Raw genomic sequence first — 17,321 nt, 5'->3', positions numbered from 1 at the left:
GGGACGGAACCCACAGGGATCAGTGTCGTTTCAGAGCTCGCCGAGACCGTCGATCAACGCCTGATTCTGCTCCGGCGTGCCGATCGAGATCCGCAGGAACTGGGCAATCCGCTCCTGCTTGAAGTGGCGCACGATCACGCCCTGTTCACGCAGTTTGGCCGCCAGCCCTGCCGCATCGTGTTGCGGATGCCGGGCGAAGATGAAATTCGCGGCCGATGGCAGCACTTCGAAGCCCTTGGCCTGCAACTGCGCAACCACCCATTCGCGGCTCTCGATGACCAGTGCGCAGGTCTTGTCGAAGTACTCGCGATCCTCGAACGCCGCCGCCGCGCCGACATTGGCCATGCGATCGATCGGGTAGGAGTTGAAGCTGTTCTTGATCCGCTCCAGCGCCTCGATCAGGTCCGGATGGCCGACCGCCAGACCGACCCGCAGGCCCGCCAGTGAACGGGACTTGGACAGGGTCTGGGTCACCAGCAGGTTCGGATAACGGTCCACCAGACTGATCGCGGTTTCGCCGCCGAAGTCGATGTAGGCTTCGTCGACGACCACCACCGAATCCGGGCTGGCCTTGAGAATCTGCTCGACCGCTTCCAGCGCCAGCAGGCAACCGGTTGGTGCGTTCGGGTTAGGGAAGATGATCCCGCCGTTCGGCTTGGCGTAGTCCGCCGGGTTGATCTGGAACTGCGCATCCAGCGGCACCGCATCGAACTTGATGCCGTAAAGGCCGCAGTAGACCGGATAAAAGCTGTAGCTGATGTCCGGGAACAGGATCGGTTGATCGTGTTGCAGCAGACCGTGGAAGATGTGCGCCAGCACTTCGTCCGAACCGTTGCCGAGGAACACCTGATTGCTTTGTACGCCGTAGTACCTGGCGACGGCGTTTTTCAGCAGATCGCTGTTCGGGTCCGGGTACAGGCGCAGGTTGTCGTTGAGTTCGGTCTGCATCGCCGCCAGTGCTTTTGGTGACGGGCCGTACGGGTTTTCGTTGGTATTGAGCTTGACCAGGCGGGTCAGCTTCGGCTGCTCGCCCGGCACGTAAGGCACCAGATCCTTGACGAACGGGCTCCAGAATTTACTCATGTTCAGTTCCCCTTCACGTCGTCTTTGATGCGGTATTCGGCGCTGCGCGCGTGGGCGCTCAGCGATTCGCCACGGGCCAGGATCGATGCAGTCTTGCCGAGTTCGGAAGCACCGGCCTCGGAGCAGAAGATGATCGACGAGCGCTTCTGGAAGTCATACACGCCCAGCGGCGAGGAGAAACGCGCGGTGCCGGACGTCGGCAGCACGTGGTTCGGACCGGCGCAGTAGTCGCCCAGCGCTTCGGAAGTGTGACGGCCCATGAAGATCGCGCCGGCGTGGCGAATCTGCGGCAACCAGGCCTGCGGGTCGGCAACCGACAGTTCAAGGTGTTCCGGTGCGATACGGTTGGCGACTTCGATGGCCTGGGCCATGTCGCGCACGTGAATCAGGGCACCACGGCCGTTGATCGAAGTTTCGATGATGGTGGCGCGATCCATGGTTGGCAGCAATTTGTCGATGCTCGCGGCGACCTTGTCGAGGAACTCGGCGTCCGGGCTGACCAGAATCGCCTGGGCGTCTTCGTCGTGCTCGGCCTGGGAGAACAGGTCCATGGCGATCCAGTCCGGATCGGTCTGGCCGTCGCACACTACGAGGATTTCCGACGGGCCGGCGATCATGTCGATGCCGACCTGACCGAACACGTGACGCTTGGCGGTGGCGACATAGATGTTGCCCGGACCGACGACCTTGTCCACCTGCGGCACGCTTTCGGTGCCATAGGCCAACGCGGCAACGGCTTGTGCGCCACCGATGGTGAACACCCGGTCGACGCCGGCGATGCACGCCGCCGCCAGCACCAGCTCGTTGACCTCACCGCGCGGGGTCGGCACCACCATGACCACTTCAGTCACGCCAGCGACCTTGGCCGGAATCGCGTTCATCAATACCGACGACGGGTACGACGCCTTGCCGCCCGGCACGTACAGACCGGCGCGATCCAGTGGCGTGACTTTCTGGCCCAGCACCGTGCCGTCGGCTTCGGTGTAGCTCCAGGAGTCCTGCTTCTGTTTTTCGTGGTAGCTGCGCACGCGGGCGGCGGCTTTTTCCAGCGCTTCGCGTTGCGCCACGGTGATGCGGGTCAGGGCCAGTTCCAGACGCTCGCGCGGCAGGATCAGGTCCGCCATCGAGGCGACTTCGAGGCCGTCGAATTTCTGGGTGAACTCGACCAGCGCCGCGTCACCGCGCTCGCGCACAGCCTTGATGATGTCCAGCACGCGCTGATTGACCGAGTCGTCAGACACACTTTCCCAGCTCAGCAGATGATCCAGATGATGCGCGAAATCCGGGTCAGCAGCGTTGAGTCGGCGAATTGCAGTCGGTGCGGTCATAGCGAGAGCCTCATAGGAATGGCAAAAACTCAGGCGCCCTAACTTAGCAGTCGTTTCCGCTTGGGCACCTGAGATTCTGGCTATGAGGCGGATAGACGGGCGCGACTTAGCGTCGCGCAGGTACATCAGCCGCGGTGTCGAGACTCCACTGCCTTGCGCAGGGTGTCGATCAACGCCTGGATTCGGGCGTGTTGCATTTTCATCGAAGCTTTATTGACCACCAGACGCGAGCTGATCGTGGCGATCAGTTCCTGGGGTTCCAGACCGTTGGCACGCAGGGTGTTGCCGGTGTCGACCACGTCAATGATCTTGTCGGCCAGACCGATCAGCGGTGCCAGTTCCATCGAGCCGTACAGCTTGATGATGTCGACCTGACGGCCCTGCTCGGCGTAGTAACGCTTGGCGACGTTGACGAACTTGGTGGCGACGCGCAGGCGGCCCTTGGGCTCCACCGCGCCGACCTTGCCGGCGGTCATCAGCTTGCACTGGGCAATCTGCAGGTCCAGCGGCTCGTACAGGCCTTGCCCTGTGTATTCCATCAGCACGTCTTTACCGGCAACGCCGAGGTCGGCCGCGCCATGCTCGACATAGGTCGGCACGTCAGTGGCCCGCACGATCAACAGGCGAACGTCTTCCTGGGTCGTAGGGATGATCAGCTTGCGGCTCTTGTCCGGATTCTCGGTCGGCACGATGCCCGCTTCGGCGAGAAGCGGCAGGGTGTCGTCAAGGATGCGGCCCTTGGACAGTGCGATGGTCAACATGGGAAACGTCAGTCCTTATCAAGGTACTCATGTCCGGTCGCAATCGGCGCCGGACATACTTCGAGGGCGTTGCCACCCCCGATCAAAACGAATTCAACGGACACTTCCCTGTGTCCAGATGCAGCGATTAGCCCGGAACGCGACGGATCTTGGCGCCCAGCATCTGCAGTTTTTCCTCGATGCACTCGTAACCACGGTCGATGTGGTAGATGCGGTCGATCAGGGTATCGCCCTGTGCCACCAGTGCCGAAATCACCAGGCTCGCCGAAGCACGCAGGTCGGTTGCCATCACTGGCGCGCCCTTGAGTGTTTCGATGCCGGTCACGATGGCGGTGTTGCCTTCGACCTGGATGTGCGCGCCCATGCGGTGCAGTTCGTACACGTGCATGAAACGGTTTTCGAAGATCGTCTCGATGACCGCACCAGTGCCTTCGGCAATGGCGTTGAGCGAGATGAACTGCGCCTGCATGTCGGTCGGGAACGCCGGGTACGGCGCGGTGCGCACGTTGACCGCTTTCGGGCGCTTGCCGTGCATGTTCAGCTCGATCCAGTCTTCACCGGTGGTGATTTCTGCGCCGGATTCACGGAGTTTTTCCAGAACGGCTTCGAGGATGGTCGGATCGGTGTCCTTGACCTTCACGCGGCCGCCGGTTACCGCAGCGGCCACCAGGTAGGTGCCGGTTTCGATACGGTCAGGCATGACCTTGTAGAAAGCCGAACCCAGACGCTCGACGCCATCGATGGTGATGGTGTCGGTGCCGGCACCGGAAACCTTGGCACCCATGGCGTTCAGGAAGTTAGCCAGGTCGACCACTTCAGGTTCACGGGCGGCGTTCTGCAACACGCTGCGGCCCTTGGCCAGAGCGGCAGCCATCATGATGTTCTCGGTACCGGTCACGCTGACGGTATCGAAGAAGAAGTGCGCGCCGCGCAGGCCGCCTTCAGGTGCCTTGGCCTTGATGTAGCCGCCTTCGACGTCGATGACCGCGCCCATGGCTTCCAGGCCACGGATGTGCAGGTCGACCGGACGCGAACCGATGGCGCAACCGCCAGGCAGTGCGACTTCGGCTTCACCGAAACGTGCAACCATCGGACCCAGCACCAGGATCGACGCACGCATGGTTTTCACCAGTTCGTACGGAGCGATCAGGGTCTTGATGGTGCGCGGGTCGATTTCGACGCTGAGCTTCTCGTCGATCACCGGCTCGATGCCCATGCGACCGAACAGCTCGATCATGGTGGTGATGTCGTGCAGGTGCGGCAGGTTGCCAACGGTAACCGGGCCATCGCACAGCAGGGTGGCGGCCAGGATCGGCAGGGCGGAGTTCTTCGCCCCGGAGATGCGGATCTCGCCATCAAGACGAGCGCCACCGGTAATAATCAATTTATCCATAAGAATCTCGACGCCCTAGGGCTCAGGTGCGCTCGGCCCAGGCCGCGCTGCTGAAAAATTTCATAGTGACCGCGTGGATGCTGCCATCGGCGATCCAAGGGTTCAAATGGGCATAGATGCTTTGCTGACGCTTGACCGGGCTCAACGCCGCCAGTTCATCACTAATCACGTTCAGCTGAAAGTTGCAGCCTTCGCCTTCAACTTCCACCAGCGTTCCTGGCAGCTTTCCTTCAAGGAAGCTCTTCACTTCTACGGCCTGCATGCTCAACCTCAATCGGCGCCCTGTGCGCACGGGTCGGACATCATACAAAAAAGCCCCGCGCCTGCGAACCCCGCTGCGCAGGACTCTGACGGGGGGCTTCTCTATTGATGCGGGTTCAGGGTTGCGCCAACAGCTCGGTCAGTTCGCTGACCTGAGCAATTTCGCGCATGTCTTCGGGCATCCCGCGGATGCTGACCGCCTTGCCGGCCGCCTTTGCATCGCGAATGAAGCACAACAGCAGCGACAGACCGACGCTGCTGGACTTCTCCACCGCCGAACAATCGATCACCAATGCCGGGGCATTGCACGACTTGATCAGCGCCCGCCCCTGCTCGCGCAGGTCAGGGCCGGTGCGGTAATCCAGCACACCGCTGAGTTGCAGCTCGCTGGCTTCGTCCAGACGAATGGCCGACTCGGTCATTGGGCTGGTTTCTCGTTCTGCTCGGCCGACTGCTTGGCCTTGGCGACTTCCCCGGCCCAGCCATTGATGGTCTTGTCCAGATCATTGCCATTGCGCTGCATTGCGTCTGCGAACTGGTCACGGAACAGCTTGCCGATATTGATGCCGTTGATGATCACGTTACGCAGTTTCCACTCGCCGTTGATCTTCTCCAGCGTGTAGGAAACCGGATAGATCGCGCCGTTGCTGCCCCGGACGGTCATGCCGACACTGGTGCGGTCGCCCGACTCGTCCTTGGCCGGATCGACGGTGATGCCCTGGTTGTTGTACTCGAGCAGCGCGTTGCCGTAGAACTGGAACAGGCCGCGCTTGAAGTTTTCCTCGAAGGTCTTCATCTGCGCCGGGGTTGCCTTGCGCGAATACTTGACCGTCATGATGCTCTTGGAAATGCCCTCGGCATCCACGACCGGCCCGACGATGGTGTTCAACGCGGTGTAGAAGTCAGCCGGATCCTGCTTGTACTTCTCTTTGTTGGCGGCCAGATCAGCCAGCATCCGGTTAGTGGTGTCCTGAACCAGGTCATGCGCCGAAGGCGCCGCCACGGCGTTGGCCACCAGCGGCAGCGCCGCAAGCAACACCAACAGGCCACGTCGCAAGGTAGAGATCATTCAAAAGCTCCTCATTTGGCGTCTTTGCTAACGGTATTGAGCAGGAATTTACCGATCAGGTCTTCCAGTACCAGAGACGACTGCGTGTCGTGAATGGTTCCACCATCCTTCAGGCGGGTGTCTTCCCCGCCCACGCTGATGCCGATGTATTTCTCGCCCAGCAGACCCGCTGTCAGGATAGATGCTGTGGAGTCGGTCGGCAGGTTGTCGACGCTTTTATCCACTTGCAGGGTCACCCGACCGGTGAAGCTGTCGCGGTCCAGATCGATCGCGGTGACCTTGCCGATGGTCACACCGGCCATGGTCACTTTGGCTCTGACCGTCAGACCGGCGATATTGTCGAAATACGCGTAAAGTTTGTAGGTATCGGTGGTCGAAGTCGGAGACAGGCCACTGACCCGCAGAGCAAGCAGCAGCAAAGCCAGGATCCCTGCCAGCAGGAACAGGCCGACACCGATTTCCAGGGTGCGGTTTTGCATCAGAAATCTCCAAACATCAAAGCGGTCAGAATAAAGTCCAGGCCGAGGACTGCCAGCGAGGCGTAAACCACGGTCTTGGTGGTGGCACGGCTGATCCCCTCGGAAGTGGGTTCGCAGTCATAGCCTTGAAATACGGCGATCCAGGTGACGACAAAAGCGAATACTGCACTTTTGATGATGCCGTTGAGCACATCGTCACCGAAGCTCACGCTGTTCTGCATGTTCGACCAGTAGGAACCTTCGTAGACGCCCAGCCAGTCGACGGCTACCCACGAACCGCCCCAGATGCCGACCACGCTGAAGATCATCGCCAGCACAGGCAGGGAAATGAAGCCGGCCCACAGACGCGGGGCGATGATGTACTTGAGCGGGTCGACCCCGATCATTTCCAGGCTGGACAGCTGTTCGGTGGATTTCATGTTGCCGATTTCCGCCGTCAGCGCCGAACCGGCACGCCCGGCGAACAACAGCGCGGTCACCACCGGCCCCAGCTCACGCAACAGGGTCAGCGCCACCATCTGCCCGACGGCCTGCTCCGAGCCGTAGCTCGACAGGATGTTGAAGCCTTGCAGCGCCAGCACCATGCCGATGAAGATCCCGGACACCACGATGATCACCAGCGACATCACGCCGACGGAATGCAACTGCTTGACCAGCAGGCCAAATCCGCCACCGATGCCGCCACGCCCGAGCAAGGCATGAAACAGGAACAGGGTCGAACGCCCAAACACCGCGACGCTGTCGATCCCGGCCTGGCCGAAACGACGCACACGCTCCATTAATGTAATTCTGCGCATCAGCGACGCTTCCCCAGAAGATCGGCGCGGTAATCCGGCGCTGGAAAGTGATACGGCACCGGGCCGTCGGGTTCACCGGTCATGAACTGACGGATACGCGGATCGTCCGAGCTCATCAGTTCGTCCGGCGTGCCCTGCCCCAATACCTGGCCATCACCGACCACATAGATGTAGTCGGCAATGCTCGCGGTTTCGGCGAGGTCGTGGGACACCACGATGCTGGTGATTCCCAGGGCATCGTTGAGCAGGCGGATCAGGCGAACCAGCACGCCCATGGCGATCGGGTCCTGGCCGACGAACGGTTCGTCGTACATGAGGATCTGCGGATCGAGGGCAATGGCCCGGGCCAGGGCGACGCGGCGTTTCATGCCGCCGGACAGCTCGTCAGGCATCAATTCGATGGCACCGCGCAGGCCCACCGCCTGCAACTTGAGCAGCACGATATCGCGAATCATCTCGTCCGGCAGGTCGGTATGAACACGCAGCGGGAAGGCGACGTTCTCGAACACATCGAGATCGGTGAACAGGGCACCGCTCTGAAACAGCACGCCCATGTGCTTGCGCGCATCGAACAGATCGCTGCGCGACAGCTTCGGCAGGTTCTGGCCGTTGACCCAGACCTCGCCTTTGGATGGCCGCAACTGCGCGCCCATCAGGCGCAACAGTGTCGTCTTGCCACACCCGGAAGGCCCCATGATGCCGGTGACCTTGCCACGGGGTATGCGGATATCGACGTTATTGAAAATGCTCCGCGCACCGCGCTTGAAGGAGACTCCCTTCAGCTCGACCGCGTAGGCGTTATCGGCACTCATCTAAACTCCTTGCGATGCAGCCTCTCACTCGGACGCCTGGCTTTCTTGAGAAAGCCCCTACATCCCGGGCAGGCCGAACTGGCGGCGAACTATATCACTGCAAAGGGCAAGCGCCCAAGGCCTGCACCGGTCCGCATTCGGCGAGTTGAAGGGCTTGAGGCCTTATTTGCAGAGTTTTGGTAACGAGGAATGACAAAGCACGACGAACTTGCGTGAGGCTTTTCAACATAACCGCTATAATCGCCGCCTTTTCATCGGGCTATACGATTTCTGACATGAGCCAAACCAGCGACCTGATTCAATCGGCACAACGCACCATCCGCCTCGAAGTGGAAGCCGTACAAGGCTTGTTGCCCCATATCGACGCCGATTTCGTACGCGCTTGCGAGATGATTCTGGCCAGCAAGGGCCGTGTGGTCGTGGTCGGCATGGGCAAATCCGGGCACATCGGCAACAAGATTGCCGCGACCCTGGCCAGCACCGGCACCCCGGCGTTTTTCGTACACCCGGCCGAGGCCAGCCACGGCGACATGGGCATGATCACCCGTGACGACGTGATTCTGGCCCTGTCAAATTCCGGCTCCACCAACGAAATCGTCACCCTGCTGCCACTGATCAAGCGCCTGGGCATCCAGCTGATCAGCGTCACCGGCAACCCGCAATCGCCGCTGGCCAAGGCCGCCGAGGTCAACCTCAACGTTCACGTCGAGCACGAAGCCTGCCCGCTGAACCTGGCACCGACCTCCTCGACCACCGCCGCACTGGTCATGGGCGATGCCCTGGCCGTGGCGCTGCTGGAGGCGCGCGGCTTCACTGCCGAAGATTTCGCCTTTTCCCACCCGGGCGGCGCCCTTGGCCGACGTCTTCTGCTGAAAGTGGAAAATGTCATGCACGCCGGCCAGGAACTGCCGCAGGTACAGCGCGGCACCCTGCTCAAGGACGCGTTGATGGAAATGACCCGCAAGGGTCTGGGCATGACCGTCATTCTGGAAGCCGACGGCAAACTGGCCGGGATCTTCACTGACGGCGACCTGCGCCGCACCCTGGATCGCAGCATCGATATCCACAGCGCCACCATCGACCAGGTAATGACCGTGCACGGCAAGACCGCCCGCGCCGAAATGCTCGCCGCCGAAGCCCTGAAAATCATGGAAGACCACCGAATCAACGCACTGGTTGTCGTGGATGAAGAAGACCGCCCGATCGGCGCCTTCAACCTCTCCGATCTGCTGCGCGCAGGAGTGATGTAAATGAGCACCGATCTGCTGCAACGCGGCAAAGCCATCAAACTGGCAGTTTTCGACGTCGACGGTGTCCTCACCGACGGGCGCCTGTACTTCCTGGAAGACGGCAGCGAGTTCAAGACTTTCAATACGCTCGACGGTCAGGGCATCAAGATGCTGATGAATGCCGGCGTACAGACAGCCATCATCAGCGGTCGCAAGACCCCGGTGGTCGAGCGTCGGGCAAAGAATCTGGGGATCCCGCATCTGTTTCAGGGCCGCGAAGACAAACTGGTCGTTCTCGACGGTCTTCTGGAGCAACTGGGCCTAAGCTATGAGCAAGTGGCTTACCTCGGCGACGACCTGCCGGATCTGCCGGTAATCCGCCGTGTGGGGCTGGGCATGGCCGTAGCCAACGCCGCCGCCTTTGTACGCGAACACGCTCACGGCGTGACCCAGGCCCGTGGCGGCGAAGGTGCCGCCCGCGAATTCTGCGAACTGATCCTGCGCGCCCAAGGCAGCCTCGATGCCGCCAACAACGCGTACCTGTGAGTCCAACCATGTTTAGCAAAAAGTTTCGCAACATCCTGCTGTTCGGTTGCATCGCAGCGATTTTCGGTGCGGTCGGCTACTGGAACATCAGCCCGGAACGCTTCCTCGACAAACCGCCGGTTTCGGCAGAGGAAAGCCCGATCGACTGGTATGCGACCAATACCCACACGATCCAGTACCTCGAAGACGGCAAAGTGCAGTACGAAATGACGTCCGACAAGGCCGAGCACGTCAAGGCGACCGACATTACACTGGTCACCAAACCTGATCTGAACATGTTCCGTGGCACCGATTTCCCATGGCACGTGACCAGTGAACGCGGTGAAGTGAACTCCGGCGGCACCGAGGTCGAGCTGATCGACTCGGTACGCGTCAAGCGCACCGACGAAAAGAACCGCGACACCCTGATCACCTCCACTCGCATGACGGTGTTCCCGCAGCAGCAATATGCGCAGACCCAGCAACCCGTTAGAATCGACGGCGCTGGCGGTGTATCGACTGGCGTAGGAATGAAAGCGTATTTGAAGGAAAGCAGGATACACCTGCTATCGAACGTAAGAGGACAGTATGAGGCTCGTTAAAACCCTCCCTATTTTGCTCAGTCTGGGCGCAGCACTGGGAAGCGTGAGCGCCTGGGCTCTGCCGAACGATCAAGAGCAGCCAATCCGCATTCAGGCCGACGATGCCCAGCTGGACGACAAGAACGGCGTTGCCACTTATAAAGGCGACGTGATCATCACCCAGGGTTCGATGATCGTCAAAGGCAACACCGTGACCATGACCCGCGCGCCGAACGGCGACATCGACGTCGTGACCTCGGTGGGCAACCTCGCCTACTTCGAACAGTTGCAGACTGCCGGCGACACCAAACCCGTTCAGGGCTGGGGTGTGACCATCCAGTACCACGCTGCGCAGAACCGCGTCGTGCTGATCGACAAGGCCAAAGTCGTCGACAAGGACAACAACACCACTCAGGGCGAGAAAATCGTCTATGACACGGTGAAGAAACTGGCCAGTGCCGGTCGAGCCACTGGCAGCAAGGTCACCGAAGCGCGTCCGCGCATCGACATGGTGATCCAGCCGAAGAAGAAAACCGACGAGAAAACCCAGTAATGGCAACTCTGAAAGCTCAGCACCTGGCCAAGGCCTATAAAAGCCGCCAGGTTGTGCGCGACGTCAGCCTGTCGATCGACAGCGGTCAGATCGTCGGCCTGCTCGGCCCGAACGGCGCCGGCAAGACCACTTGCTTCTACATGATCGTCGGCCTGGTCCAGGCCGATCAGGGTCGCGTGCTGATCGACGACCTGGACGTCAGCCACCAGCCGATGCATGGTCGCGCCAAGGCCGGTATCGGCTATCTGCCGCAAGAAGCGTCGATCTTCCGCAAACTGTCGGTAGCCGACAACATCATGGCCATCCTCGAGACCCGCCAGGAGCTCGACAAGGCCGGTCGTCGCAAGGAGCTGGAAAGCCTGTTGCAGGAATTCCACATCAGCCACATCCGCGACAACCTCGGCATGAGCCTGTCCGGTGGTGAGCGCCGCCGCGTGGAGATCGCCCGCGCACTGGCCACGGCACCGAAGTTCATCCTGCTCGACGAACCGTTCGCCGGTGTCGACCCGATCTCGGTCGGTGACATCAAGCAGATCATCCACCACCTCAAGGCCAAGGGCATCGGTGTACTGATCACCGACCACAACGTCCGTGAGACGCTGGATATCTGCGAGACCGCCTACATCGTCAACGACGGCCAGCTGATCGCCGAAGGTGACTCCGAAACCATCCTCGCCAACGATCTGGTGAAGGAAGTCTATCTGGGTCACGAGTTCCGCCTGTAAGCACGACGGCATTCGACCAGCCGTCCGGGTGCTGTAACGTTGAAGCTCATTTTTATACGCTTTTATTGTTACAGCGCTCTAGGCAAACACGACAGTTTCAGGCATATAATTTGCTTAAGTTTGGCGCCCCGGCGCCCTGTAGTGGATGGCGCATAGCGCCGGCGAATAAGGTGTTAAGCCCCTGCCATGAAACCATCGCTAGTCTTGAGAATGGGCCAGCAGCTGACGATGACACCGCAGCTGCAACAGGCCATCCGCCTGCTCCAATTGTCGACCCTGGATCTGCAACAGGAAATCCAGGAGGCTCTGGAATCCAATCCGATGCTCGAACGCCAGGAAGACGGCGACGACTTCGACAACTCCGATCCCATGGCCGACAACGCCGAACAGAAGCCCAACACCGAGATCCAGGAACCCTCCTATCAGGAGACCGCGCCGACAGTCGACAACCTCGAAGACGGCGAATGGAACGAGCGAATCCCCAACGAACTGCCCGTCGACACCGCCTGGGAAGACGTCTATCAGACCAGCGCCAGCAGCCTGCCCAGCAGCGACGATGACGAGTGGGATTTCACTACCCGCACCTCCGCCGGCGAGAGCCTGCAAAGCCACCTTTTGTGGCAGTTGAACCTGGCACCGATGTCCGACACCGATCGCCTGATCGCCGTCACCCTGATCGATTGCATCAACAATCAGGGCTACCTCGACGAAACCCTCGAAGAAATCCTCGACGCCTTCGATCCGGAACTCGACATCGAGCTGGACGAGATCGAAGCCGTCCTGCACCGCATCCAGCAATTCGAACCGGCCGGCATCGGCGCACGCAACCTGGGCGAATGCCTGCTGCTGCAATTGCGCCAGCTGTCGGCCAGGACCCCTTGGCTGACCGAGGCCAAGCGTCTGGTCACCGATTACATCGATTTGCTCGGCAGCCGCGACTACAGCCAGCTGATGCGCCGCATGAAGCTCAAGGAAGACGAACTGCGCCAGGTCATCGAACTGGTACAGAGCCTCAACCCGCGTCCCGGTTCGCAGATCGAATCCACCGAAGCCGAATACGTGGTACCTGACGTCATCGTGCGCAAGGACAACGAGCGCTGGCTGGTCGAACTGAACCAGGAGTCGGTGCCGCGTCTGCGGGTCAACGCCCAGTACGCCGGTTTCGTGCGGCGTGCCGACACCAGCGCCGACAACACCTTCATGCGCAATCAGTTGCAGGAAGCCCGCTGGTTCATCAAGAGCCTGCAGAGCCGCAACGAAACCCTGATGAAAGTGGCCACCCAGATCGTCGAGCATCAGCGCGGTTTTCTGGAGTACGGCGACGAAGCCATGAAGCCGCTGGTCCTGCATGACATCGCTGAAGCCGTGGGCATGCACGAGTCGACGATTTCCCGGGTGACCACACAGAAATTCATGCATACCCCACGGGGCATATATGAACTGAAATACTTTTTCTCCAGCCATGTGAGCACTTCCGAAGGCGGTGAATGCTCGTCCACGGCGATCCGCGCGATCATCAAGAAACTGGTTGCCGCGGAAAATCAGAAAAAGCCGTTGAGTGACAGCAAGATCGCTGGTTTACTGGAGGCACAAGGCATTCAGGTGGCTCGCCGCACCGTCGCCAAGTACCGCGAATCCCTCGGGATCGCGCCTTCGAGCGAACGCAAGCGGTTGATGTAAGCCACGTTACAGCGTTCCAGTGGCAGGCTCTTCGGCCTGCCGCTTTATGCACTGGCAACGAAGGAGAAGCTGTATGCAAGTCAACATCAGTGGACACCAACTGGAAGTTACCCAACCTCTCCGTGAGTACGTTGAGCAAAAGCTCAAGAGGCTTGAGGGACATTTCGACAAGATCACCAACGTGCAAGTCACGATGTGCGTCGAAAAGCTGAAGCAGAAAATCGAAGCCACGCTGCATATTCCCGGCAATGAGGTCGTCGCAAACGCGGAACATACCGATATGTACGCTGCGATCGACGCGCTGACCGACAAGCTTGATAAACAACTCAAAAAGCATAAGGAAAAGACCCAGAGCCTGCTTCAGGGCGCTACCGGTCGATAACCCCCACCCCCATGATCCGACTTGAAAGTATCCTGACCCCCGGCCGTTCCCTGGTGAACGTGCCGGGCGGCAGTAAAAAGAAAGCCCTCGAACAAATTGCCAACCTGATCGCCCGGGAAGTTCCGGATCTGGAGATGCAAGATGTCTTCGAGGCATTGATTGCCCGTGAAAAACTGGGTTCCACCGGTTTTGGCAACGGCATCGCCATTCCCCACTGCCGCCTCAAGGGCTGCGAAGCGCCGATCAGTGCGCTGATGCACCTTGATGCCCCTATCGATTTCGACGCTATCGACGGCGCGCCTGTGGACCTGCTGTTCGTCCTGCTGGTGCCGGAAGCCGCCACCGATGCGCACCTGGAGCTGTTACGCCAGATCGCCAGCATGCTCGACCGCAAGGACGTGCGCGACAGACTGCGCAGCGCGCCAAGCAACGAAGCCTTGTACCAGGTTGTACTGGAAGAACAGAACAGGCCGTAACCATGCGCTTGATCATCGTCAGTGGCCGTTCCGGCTCGGGTAAAAGTACCGCCCTGGATGTCCTTGAGGACAACGGTTACTACTGCATCGATAACCTGCCGGCCGGTCTACTGCCGGAACTGGCCGAACGCGCCCTGATTCACACCGAGCTGGCGCAGCCATTGGTGGCGGTATCGATCGATGCACGCAATTTGCCGAGCCATCTGACCCGATTTCCGGAATTGCTTGAAGACGCCCGTGCCAAGCATATTCAATGCGATGTCCTGTACCTGGATGCCGACGAAGAAACTCTGCTCAAGCGTTTCTCTGAAACTCGCCGCCGCCACCCACTGAGCAATGCCAATCGTTCGCTGGCAGAGGCCATTCAGGATGAAAGCGCCCTGCTCGGCCCCATTGCCGATCTCGCCGACCTGAAAATCAACACCACCAATCTCAACCTGTACCAGTTGCGCGATACCATCAAGCTGCGACTGCTGAACCAGCCGGAGCCGGGCACGGCGTTTCTGGTGGAGTCGTTCGGTTTCAAACGCGGCATGCCGGTGGATGCGGACCTGGTGTTCGATGTACGCTGCCTGCCGAACCCTTACTGGAAACCGGAGTTGCGCGCACAATCCGGTCTCGATCAGCCGGTCGCCGAGTATCTCGCGGCGCAGCCTGAGGTCGAGGAGATGTACCAGGATATTTACGCTTATCTGCACAAATGGTTGCCGCGCTTTGCGGCGAGCAACCGCGCTTACGTCACCATTGCAATCGGCTGCACCGGCGGGCATCACCGTTCCGTTTACCTGACCGAACGTCTTGGCCAGGCGCTGCAGAAGACCCTGAAGAACGTCCAGGTTCGCCACCGCGACCTCAGCTAAAGGATTCACACCGCGATGCCTGCTCGGGAAATAGAAATCATCAACAAGCTGGGCCTGCACGCCCGTGCATCGGCAAAATTCGTCGGCGTGGCGGGCCAGTTTCCCGATTGCACGATCAGAGTGGGCCGCACCCCGGAAACCACGGTTGACGGTAAAAGCATCATGGCGATGATGATGCTCGCGGCGGGCAAGGGCACCAAAATCCACCTGAGCACCGATGGCCACCAGGAACAGGAAGCCATGGACGCGCTGGTGACACTGATCAACAACTACTTCGACGAAGGTGGTTGAAAACGCTCGAGACGAGGGAGCGCGCTCCCTCCTCCTGGTTCAGCCCAACGCCGTATCCATCACCATCATCAGACAGAAGCCAATCAACAATCCGAGGCTTGCCAGCTTCTCGTGGCCATTGCGTCGCGACTCCGGAATGACCTCGTGAGTCACCACCAACAACATGGCCCCCGCCGCCAGTGCCAATCCCAGGGGCAGCAACAATTCGGCGAGGCTGACCAGCCACGCACAGAGCAATGCAAACACCGGTTCGACCAGACCTGACGCTGCGCCAATCAAAAACGCCTTGACCCGCGACATCCCGGCACCGGCCAGTACCAGTGCAATCACCAGCCCTTCCGGCACATCCTGCAAGGCAATGCCCATCGCCAGACTGTCAGCGTCCGGCATTCCACCCCCAGCCGAGACACCGACCGCCATGCCTTCCGGGATGTTATGGGCAATGATGGCGAACACGAACAACCAGATCCGCGGCGGAATCACCGGATGCTCGACGGTGCCGATGAGCATTTCCGGCGAGGCGCCCGACACCCGGCGATCAACCAGATACAGGCCGAACGCCCCAAGCATGATGCCGAAACAGATCAGGCCACTGGCGCCCCATGGGCTCAGGCCCAGACTTTCGGCAGCGGCAATCCCGGGCACGATCAGCGAAAACGCGGTCGCCGCCAGCATCACACCGGCGCCAAAACCCAGCAGCGTATCGCCCAGCGCCTGGGGCATGTTGCGGATCACCAGCACCGGAACCGCGCCGAGCGCGGTGCCGAGGGCGCAGATTGCGCCACCCTGCAACGCACGCGATAGCCTCGGTTCCAGATTCAGCCATTCGAGTCCGTGGGCGACCAGCAAGGTCATGCCCGCCAACAGCAGCAGCGATCCAATTGCGTAACGAAACATACGCCCACTTCCGATCGCCAGTGTTTCAGTGCCCATAGTCAGCCTTGGATTGTTTTTATAGGAGACTTAAACCAGCGCGGCCTGATAGCGCGCAGCGACTTCCGGCCAGTTGATCACGTTGTAGAACGCGCTGATGTATTCCGGCCGACGGTTCTGATAGCGCAGATAGTAGGCGTGCTCCCACACGTCGAGGCCGAGAATCGGCGTGTTGCCGTTCATCAACGGGCTGTCCTGATTACCGCTGCTTTCCACCATCAGTTTCTTTTCCGGGGTGACGCTGAGCCACGCCCAGCCACTGCCGAAGCGGTTCAGCGCGGCTTTGGTGAAGGCCTCTTTGAAACTGTCGAGGCCACCCAGTTGCTCATCGATCGCCTTGGCCAGCGCGCCGTCCGGCTTGCCGCCACCGCCGGGCACCATCACTTCCCAGAACAGCGAATGGTTGGCGTGACCGCCGCCCTGATTGATCACCGCCGCACGAAGTTTTTCCGGCAGTTGCTGGACGCTGGCGACCAGTTTTTCCACCGGCCACTCCGCGAATTCGGTGCCCTCCACCGCAGCATTCAGATTGTTGATGTAGGTCTGGTGATGCTTGGTGTAGTGGATCTCCATGGTTTGCGCATCGATGTGCGGCTCCAGTGCGTCGTAGGCGTAAGGCAAGGCTGGCAGGGTAAAAGCCATTTCAATGGACTCCATGGTGATGTGGGGCAGGCGCGCGACGCGCATTGCCGGTATCCGGGTGCAGCAAGCGCTGAGTGCGCGGGTATTCGCCGTGTTCACTGATGAAATTGAGCAGCTCGACGTAGGTCTTGCTGCTCTGGCGAAGTGCTGCTTCACGCAGCGCCGGGCGCAGGCGCTCGTCCTGCATGGTCTGCAACAGCCGTTGATGGATCGCGCAGAGGTACTCGGCGCTCTCCTCCGGCTGGTTCAGACGCAGGTGCAGATCGGCCAGGTTGTGGTGGGAAATGACGCAGGCCGCCACCGCTTCGTCGGCATCGGCCCAGCGCTCGAACAACACCTGCGCCAGGGCCAGGGCTTGCAGATAAGCCTCGCGGGCATCGATCAGCTCGCCCAGCATGAAGCAGCGATTGGCCCGTTCGATCGTGCGTTTCCAGTGCTCCATGGTGAACCTCCAAAGCGGT

23 protein-coding genes are annotated in these 17,321 nt (G+C 60.4%); 10 read left to right on the top strand and 13 right to left on the bottom strand.

Features of this window, described 5'->3' with window-relative positions; all coding sequences use genetic code 11:
• Positions 1-30: 30 nt before the first annotated feature.
• The 10 genes from hisC to KJY40_RS05475 all read right to left on the bottom strand — a co-directional run bounded on the left by hisC (position 31) and on the right by KJY40_RS05475 (position 7,983).
• A complete protein-coding gene (gene hisC / locus KJY40_RS05520) occupies positions 31-1,083 on the bottom strand; it encodes a histidinol-phosphate transaminase (protein WP_230735458.1) in 1,053 nt (350 codons plus the stop codon).
• A gap of 2 nt (positions 1,084-1,085) precedes the next feature.
• Positions 1,086-2,411 carry a histidinol dehydrogenase gene (gene hisD, locus KJY40_RS05515; RefSeq protein ID WP_011332480.1) on the bottom strand — a complete coding sequence of 442 codons (1,326 nt, stop codon included), beginning with the start codon at positions 2,409-2,411 and terminating at the stop codon, positions 1,086-1,088.
• Positions 2,412-2,536: 125 nt separating this feature from the next.
• Positions 2,537-3,172 (bottom strand): ATP phosphoribosyltransferase, encoded by a 636-nt coding sequence (hisG, locus tag KJY40_RS05510; RefSeq protein ID WP_007953554.1) that lies wholly within the window; start codon positions 3,170-3,172, stop codon positions 2,537-2,539.
• A gap of 127 nt (positions 3,173-3,299) precedes the next feature.
• Complete coding sequence (gene murA / locus KJY40_RS05505) at positions 3,300-4,565, bottom strand: UDP-N-acetylglucosamine 1-carboxyvinyltransferase (protein ID WP_115076563.1); 1,266 nt, start codon at positions 4,563-4,565, stop codon at positions 3,300-3,302.
• 22 nt (positions 4,566-4,587) lie between these two features.
• Entirely contained in the window at positions 4,588-4,827 is a 240-nt protein-coding gene (locus KJY40_RS05500; RefSeq protein WP_039769303.1) for a BolA family protein, read from the bottom strand.
• Between the two features lie 115 nt (positions 4,828-4,942).
• On the bottom strand, positions 4,943-5,248 hold the full coding sequence (locus KJY40_RS05495; protein ID WP_007953557.1) for an STAS domain-containing protein: 306 nt from the start codon (positions 5,246-5,248) through the stop codon (positions 4,943-4,945).
• The gene (locus tag KJY40_RS05490) at positions 5,245-5,895 is read right to left on the bottom strand and encodes an MlaC/ttg2D family ABC transporter substrate-binding protein (RefSeq protein WP_230735456.1); all 651 of its coding nucleotides are present in this window, start codon (positions 5,893-5,895) and stop codon (positions 5,245-5,247) included. Before KJY40_RS05490 ends, KJY40_RS05495 begins: the two co-directional genes overlap by 4 nt.
• Before the next feature lie 11 nt (positions 5,896-5,906).
• On the bottom strand, positions 5,907-6,374 hold the full coding sequence (gene mlaD / locus KJY40_RS05485) for an outer membrane lipid asymmetry maintenance protein MlaD (protein ID WP_007953559.1): 468 nt from the start codon (positions 6,372-6,374) through the stop codon (positions 5,907-5,909).
• A complete protein-coding gene (gene mlaE, locus KJY40_RS05480; protein ID WP_230735454.1) occupies positions 6,374-7,171 on the bottom strand; it encodes a lipid asymmetry maintenance ABC transporter permease subunit MlaE in 798 nt (265 codons plus the stop codon). Before mlaE ends, mlaD begins: the two co-directional genes overlap by 1 nt.
• Complete coding sequence (locus KJY40_RS05475) at positions 7,171-7,983, bottom strand: ATP-binding cassette domain-containing protein (RefSeq protein WP_007953564.1); 813 nt, start codon at positions 7,981-7,983, stop codon at positions 7,171-7,173. Before KJY40_RS05475 ends, mlaE begins: the two co-directional genes overlap by 1 nt.
• 275 nt (positions 7,984-8,258) lie before the next feature.
• On the opposite strand from KJY40_RS05475, the gene KJY40_RS05470 reads away from it, so the two are divergent.
• The 10 genes from KJY40_RS05470 (at position 8,259) to KJY40_RS05425 (ending at position 15,285) form a co-directional block, all read left to right on the top strand.
• Entirely contained in the window at positions 8,259-9,233 is a 975-nt protein-coding gene (locus KJY40_RS05470) for a KpsF/GutQ family sugar-phosphate isomerase (RefSeq protein WP_011332477.1), read from the top strand.
• Positions 9,234-9,758 (top strand): KdsC family phosphatase, encoded by a 525-nt coding sequence (locus KJY40_RS05465; protein ID WP_011332476.1) that lies wholly within the window; start codon positions 9,234-9,236, stop codon positions 9,756-9,758.
• A gap of 8 nt (positions 9,759-9,766) precedes the next feature.
• Positions 9,767-10,339, top strand: a complete 573-nt coding sequence (gene lptC / locus KJY40_RS05460) for an LPS export ABC transporter periplasmic protein LptC (protein WP_007953568.1) — start codon at positions 9,767-9,769, stop codon at positions 10,337-10,339.
• A complete protein-coding gene (gene lptA / locus KJY40_RS05455; protein ID WP_007953570.1) occupies positions 10,326-10,871 on the top strand; it encodes a lipopolysaccharide transport periplasmic protein LptA in 546 nt (181 codons plus the stop codon). The genes lptC and lptA overlap by 14 nt, the downstream gene beginning before the upstream one ends.
• Positions 10,871-11,596 (top strand): LPS export ABC transporter ATP-binding protein, encoded by a 726-nt coding sequence (gene lptB, locus KJY40_RS05450; RefSeq protein WP_230735452.1) that lies wholly within the window; start codon positions 10,871-10,873, stop codon positions 11,594-11,596. Before lptA ends, lptB begins: the two co-directional genes overlap by 1 nt.
• Positions 11,597-11,782: 186 nt before the next feature.
• On the top strand, positions 11,783-13,276 hold the full coding sequence (locus tag KJY40_RS05445) for an RNA polymerase factor sigma-54 (RefSeq protein WP_230735450.1): 1,494 nt from the start codon (positions 11,783-11,785) through the stop codon (positions 13,274-13,276).
• Between the two features lie 73 nt (positions 13,277-13,349).
• Positions 13,350-13,658, top strand: coding sequence for a ribosome hibernation-promoting factor, HPF/YfiA family (gene hpf / locus KJY40_RS05440; protein WP_007953578.1), 309 nt, complete (start codon positions 13,350-13,352; stop codon positions 13,656-13,658).
• An 11-nt stretch (positions 13,659-13,669) separates the two neighbouring features.
• Positions 13,670-14,134: a PTS IIA-like nitrogen regulatory protein PtsN gene (gene ptsN / locus KJY40_RS05435; protein ID WP_007953580.1), complete on the top strand. Its 465-nt coding sequence runs from the start codon at positions 13,670-13,672 to the stop codon at positions 14,132-14,134.
• Positions 14,135-14,136: 2 nt separating this feature from the next.
• Positions 14,137-14,994: an RNase adapter RapZ gene (rapZ, locus tag KJY40_RS05430; RefSeq protein WP_192563533.1), complete on the top strand. Its 858-nt coding sequence runs from the start codon at positions 14,137-14,139 to the stop codon at positions 14,992-14,994.
• Positions 14,995-15,009: 15 nt separating this feature from the next.
• Positions 15,010-15,285 carry an HPr family phosphocarrier protein gene (locus KJY40_RS05425; protein ID WP_007953585.1) on the top strand — a complete coding sequence of 92 codons (276 nt, stop codon included), beginning with the start codon at positions 15,010-15,012 and terminating at the stop codon, positions 15,283-15,285.
• 39 nt (positions 15,286-15,324) lie between these two features.
• On the opposite strand, the gene KJY40_RS05420 is transcribed toward KJY40_RS05425, so the two are convergent.
• From KJY40_RS05420 to KJY40_RS05410, 3 genes are read right to left on the bottom strand one after another with little or no spacing between them, the layout of a single operon-like run.
• Positions 15,325-16,218, bottom strand: coding sequence for a ZIP family metal transporter (locus KJY40_RS05420; RefSeq protein ID WP_085608078.1), 894 nt, complete (start codon positions 16,216-16,218; stop codon positions 15,325-15,327).
• 30 nt (positions 16,219-16,248) lie between these two features.
• Positions 16,249-16,860: a superoxide dismutase gene (locus tag KJY40_RS05415; RefSeq protein WP_230737653.1), complete on the bottom strand. Its 612-nt coding sequence runs from the start codon at positions 16,858-16,860 to the stop codon at positions 16,249-16,251.
• Between the two features lies 1 nt (position 16,861).
• The gene (locus KJY40_RS05410) at positions 16,862-17,302 is read right to left on the bottom strand and encodes a hypothetical protein (RefSeq protein WP_007953590.1); all 441 of its coding nucleotides are present in this window, start codon (positions 17,300-17,302) and stop codon (positions 16,862-16,864) included.
• Positions 17,303-17,321: the final 19 nt, after the last annotated feature.

Source organism: Pseudomonas fitomaticsae, from assembly GCF_021018765.1.
In the GTDB taxonomy this organism is placed as follows: domain Bacteria; phylum Pseudomonadota; class Gammaproteobacteria; order Pseudomonadales; family Pseudomonadaceae; genus Aquipseudomonas; species Aquipseudomonas fitomaticsae.
Note: the sequence above shows the minus strand (reverse complement) of the source record. Positions and strands in the feature narration are given on the sequence as shown.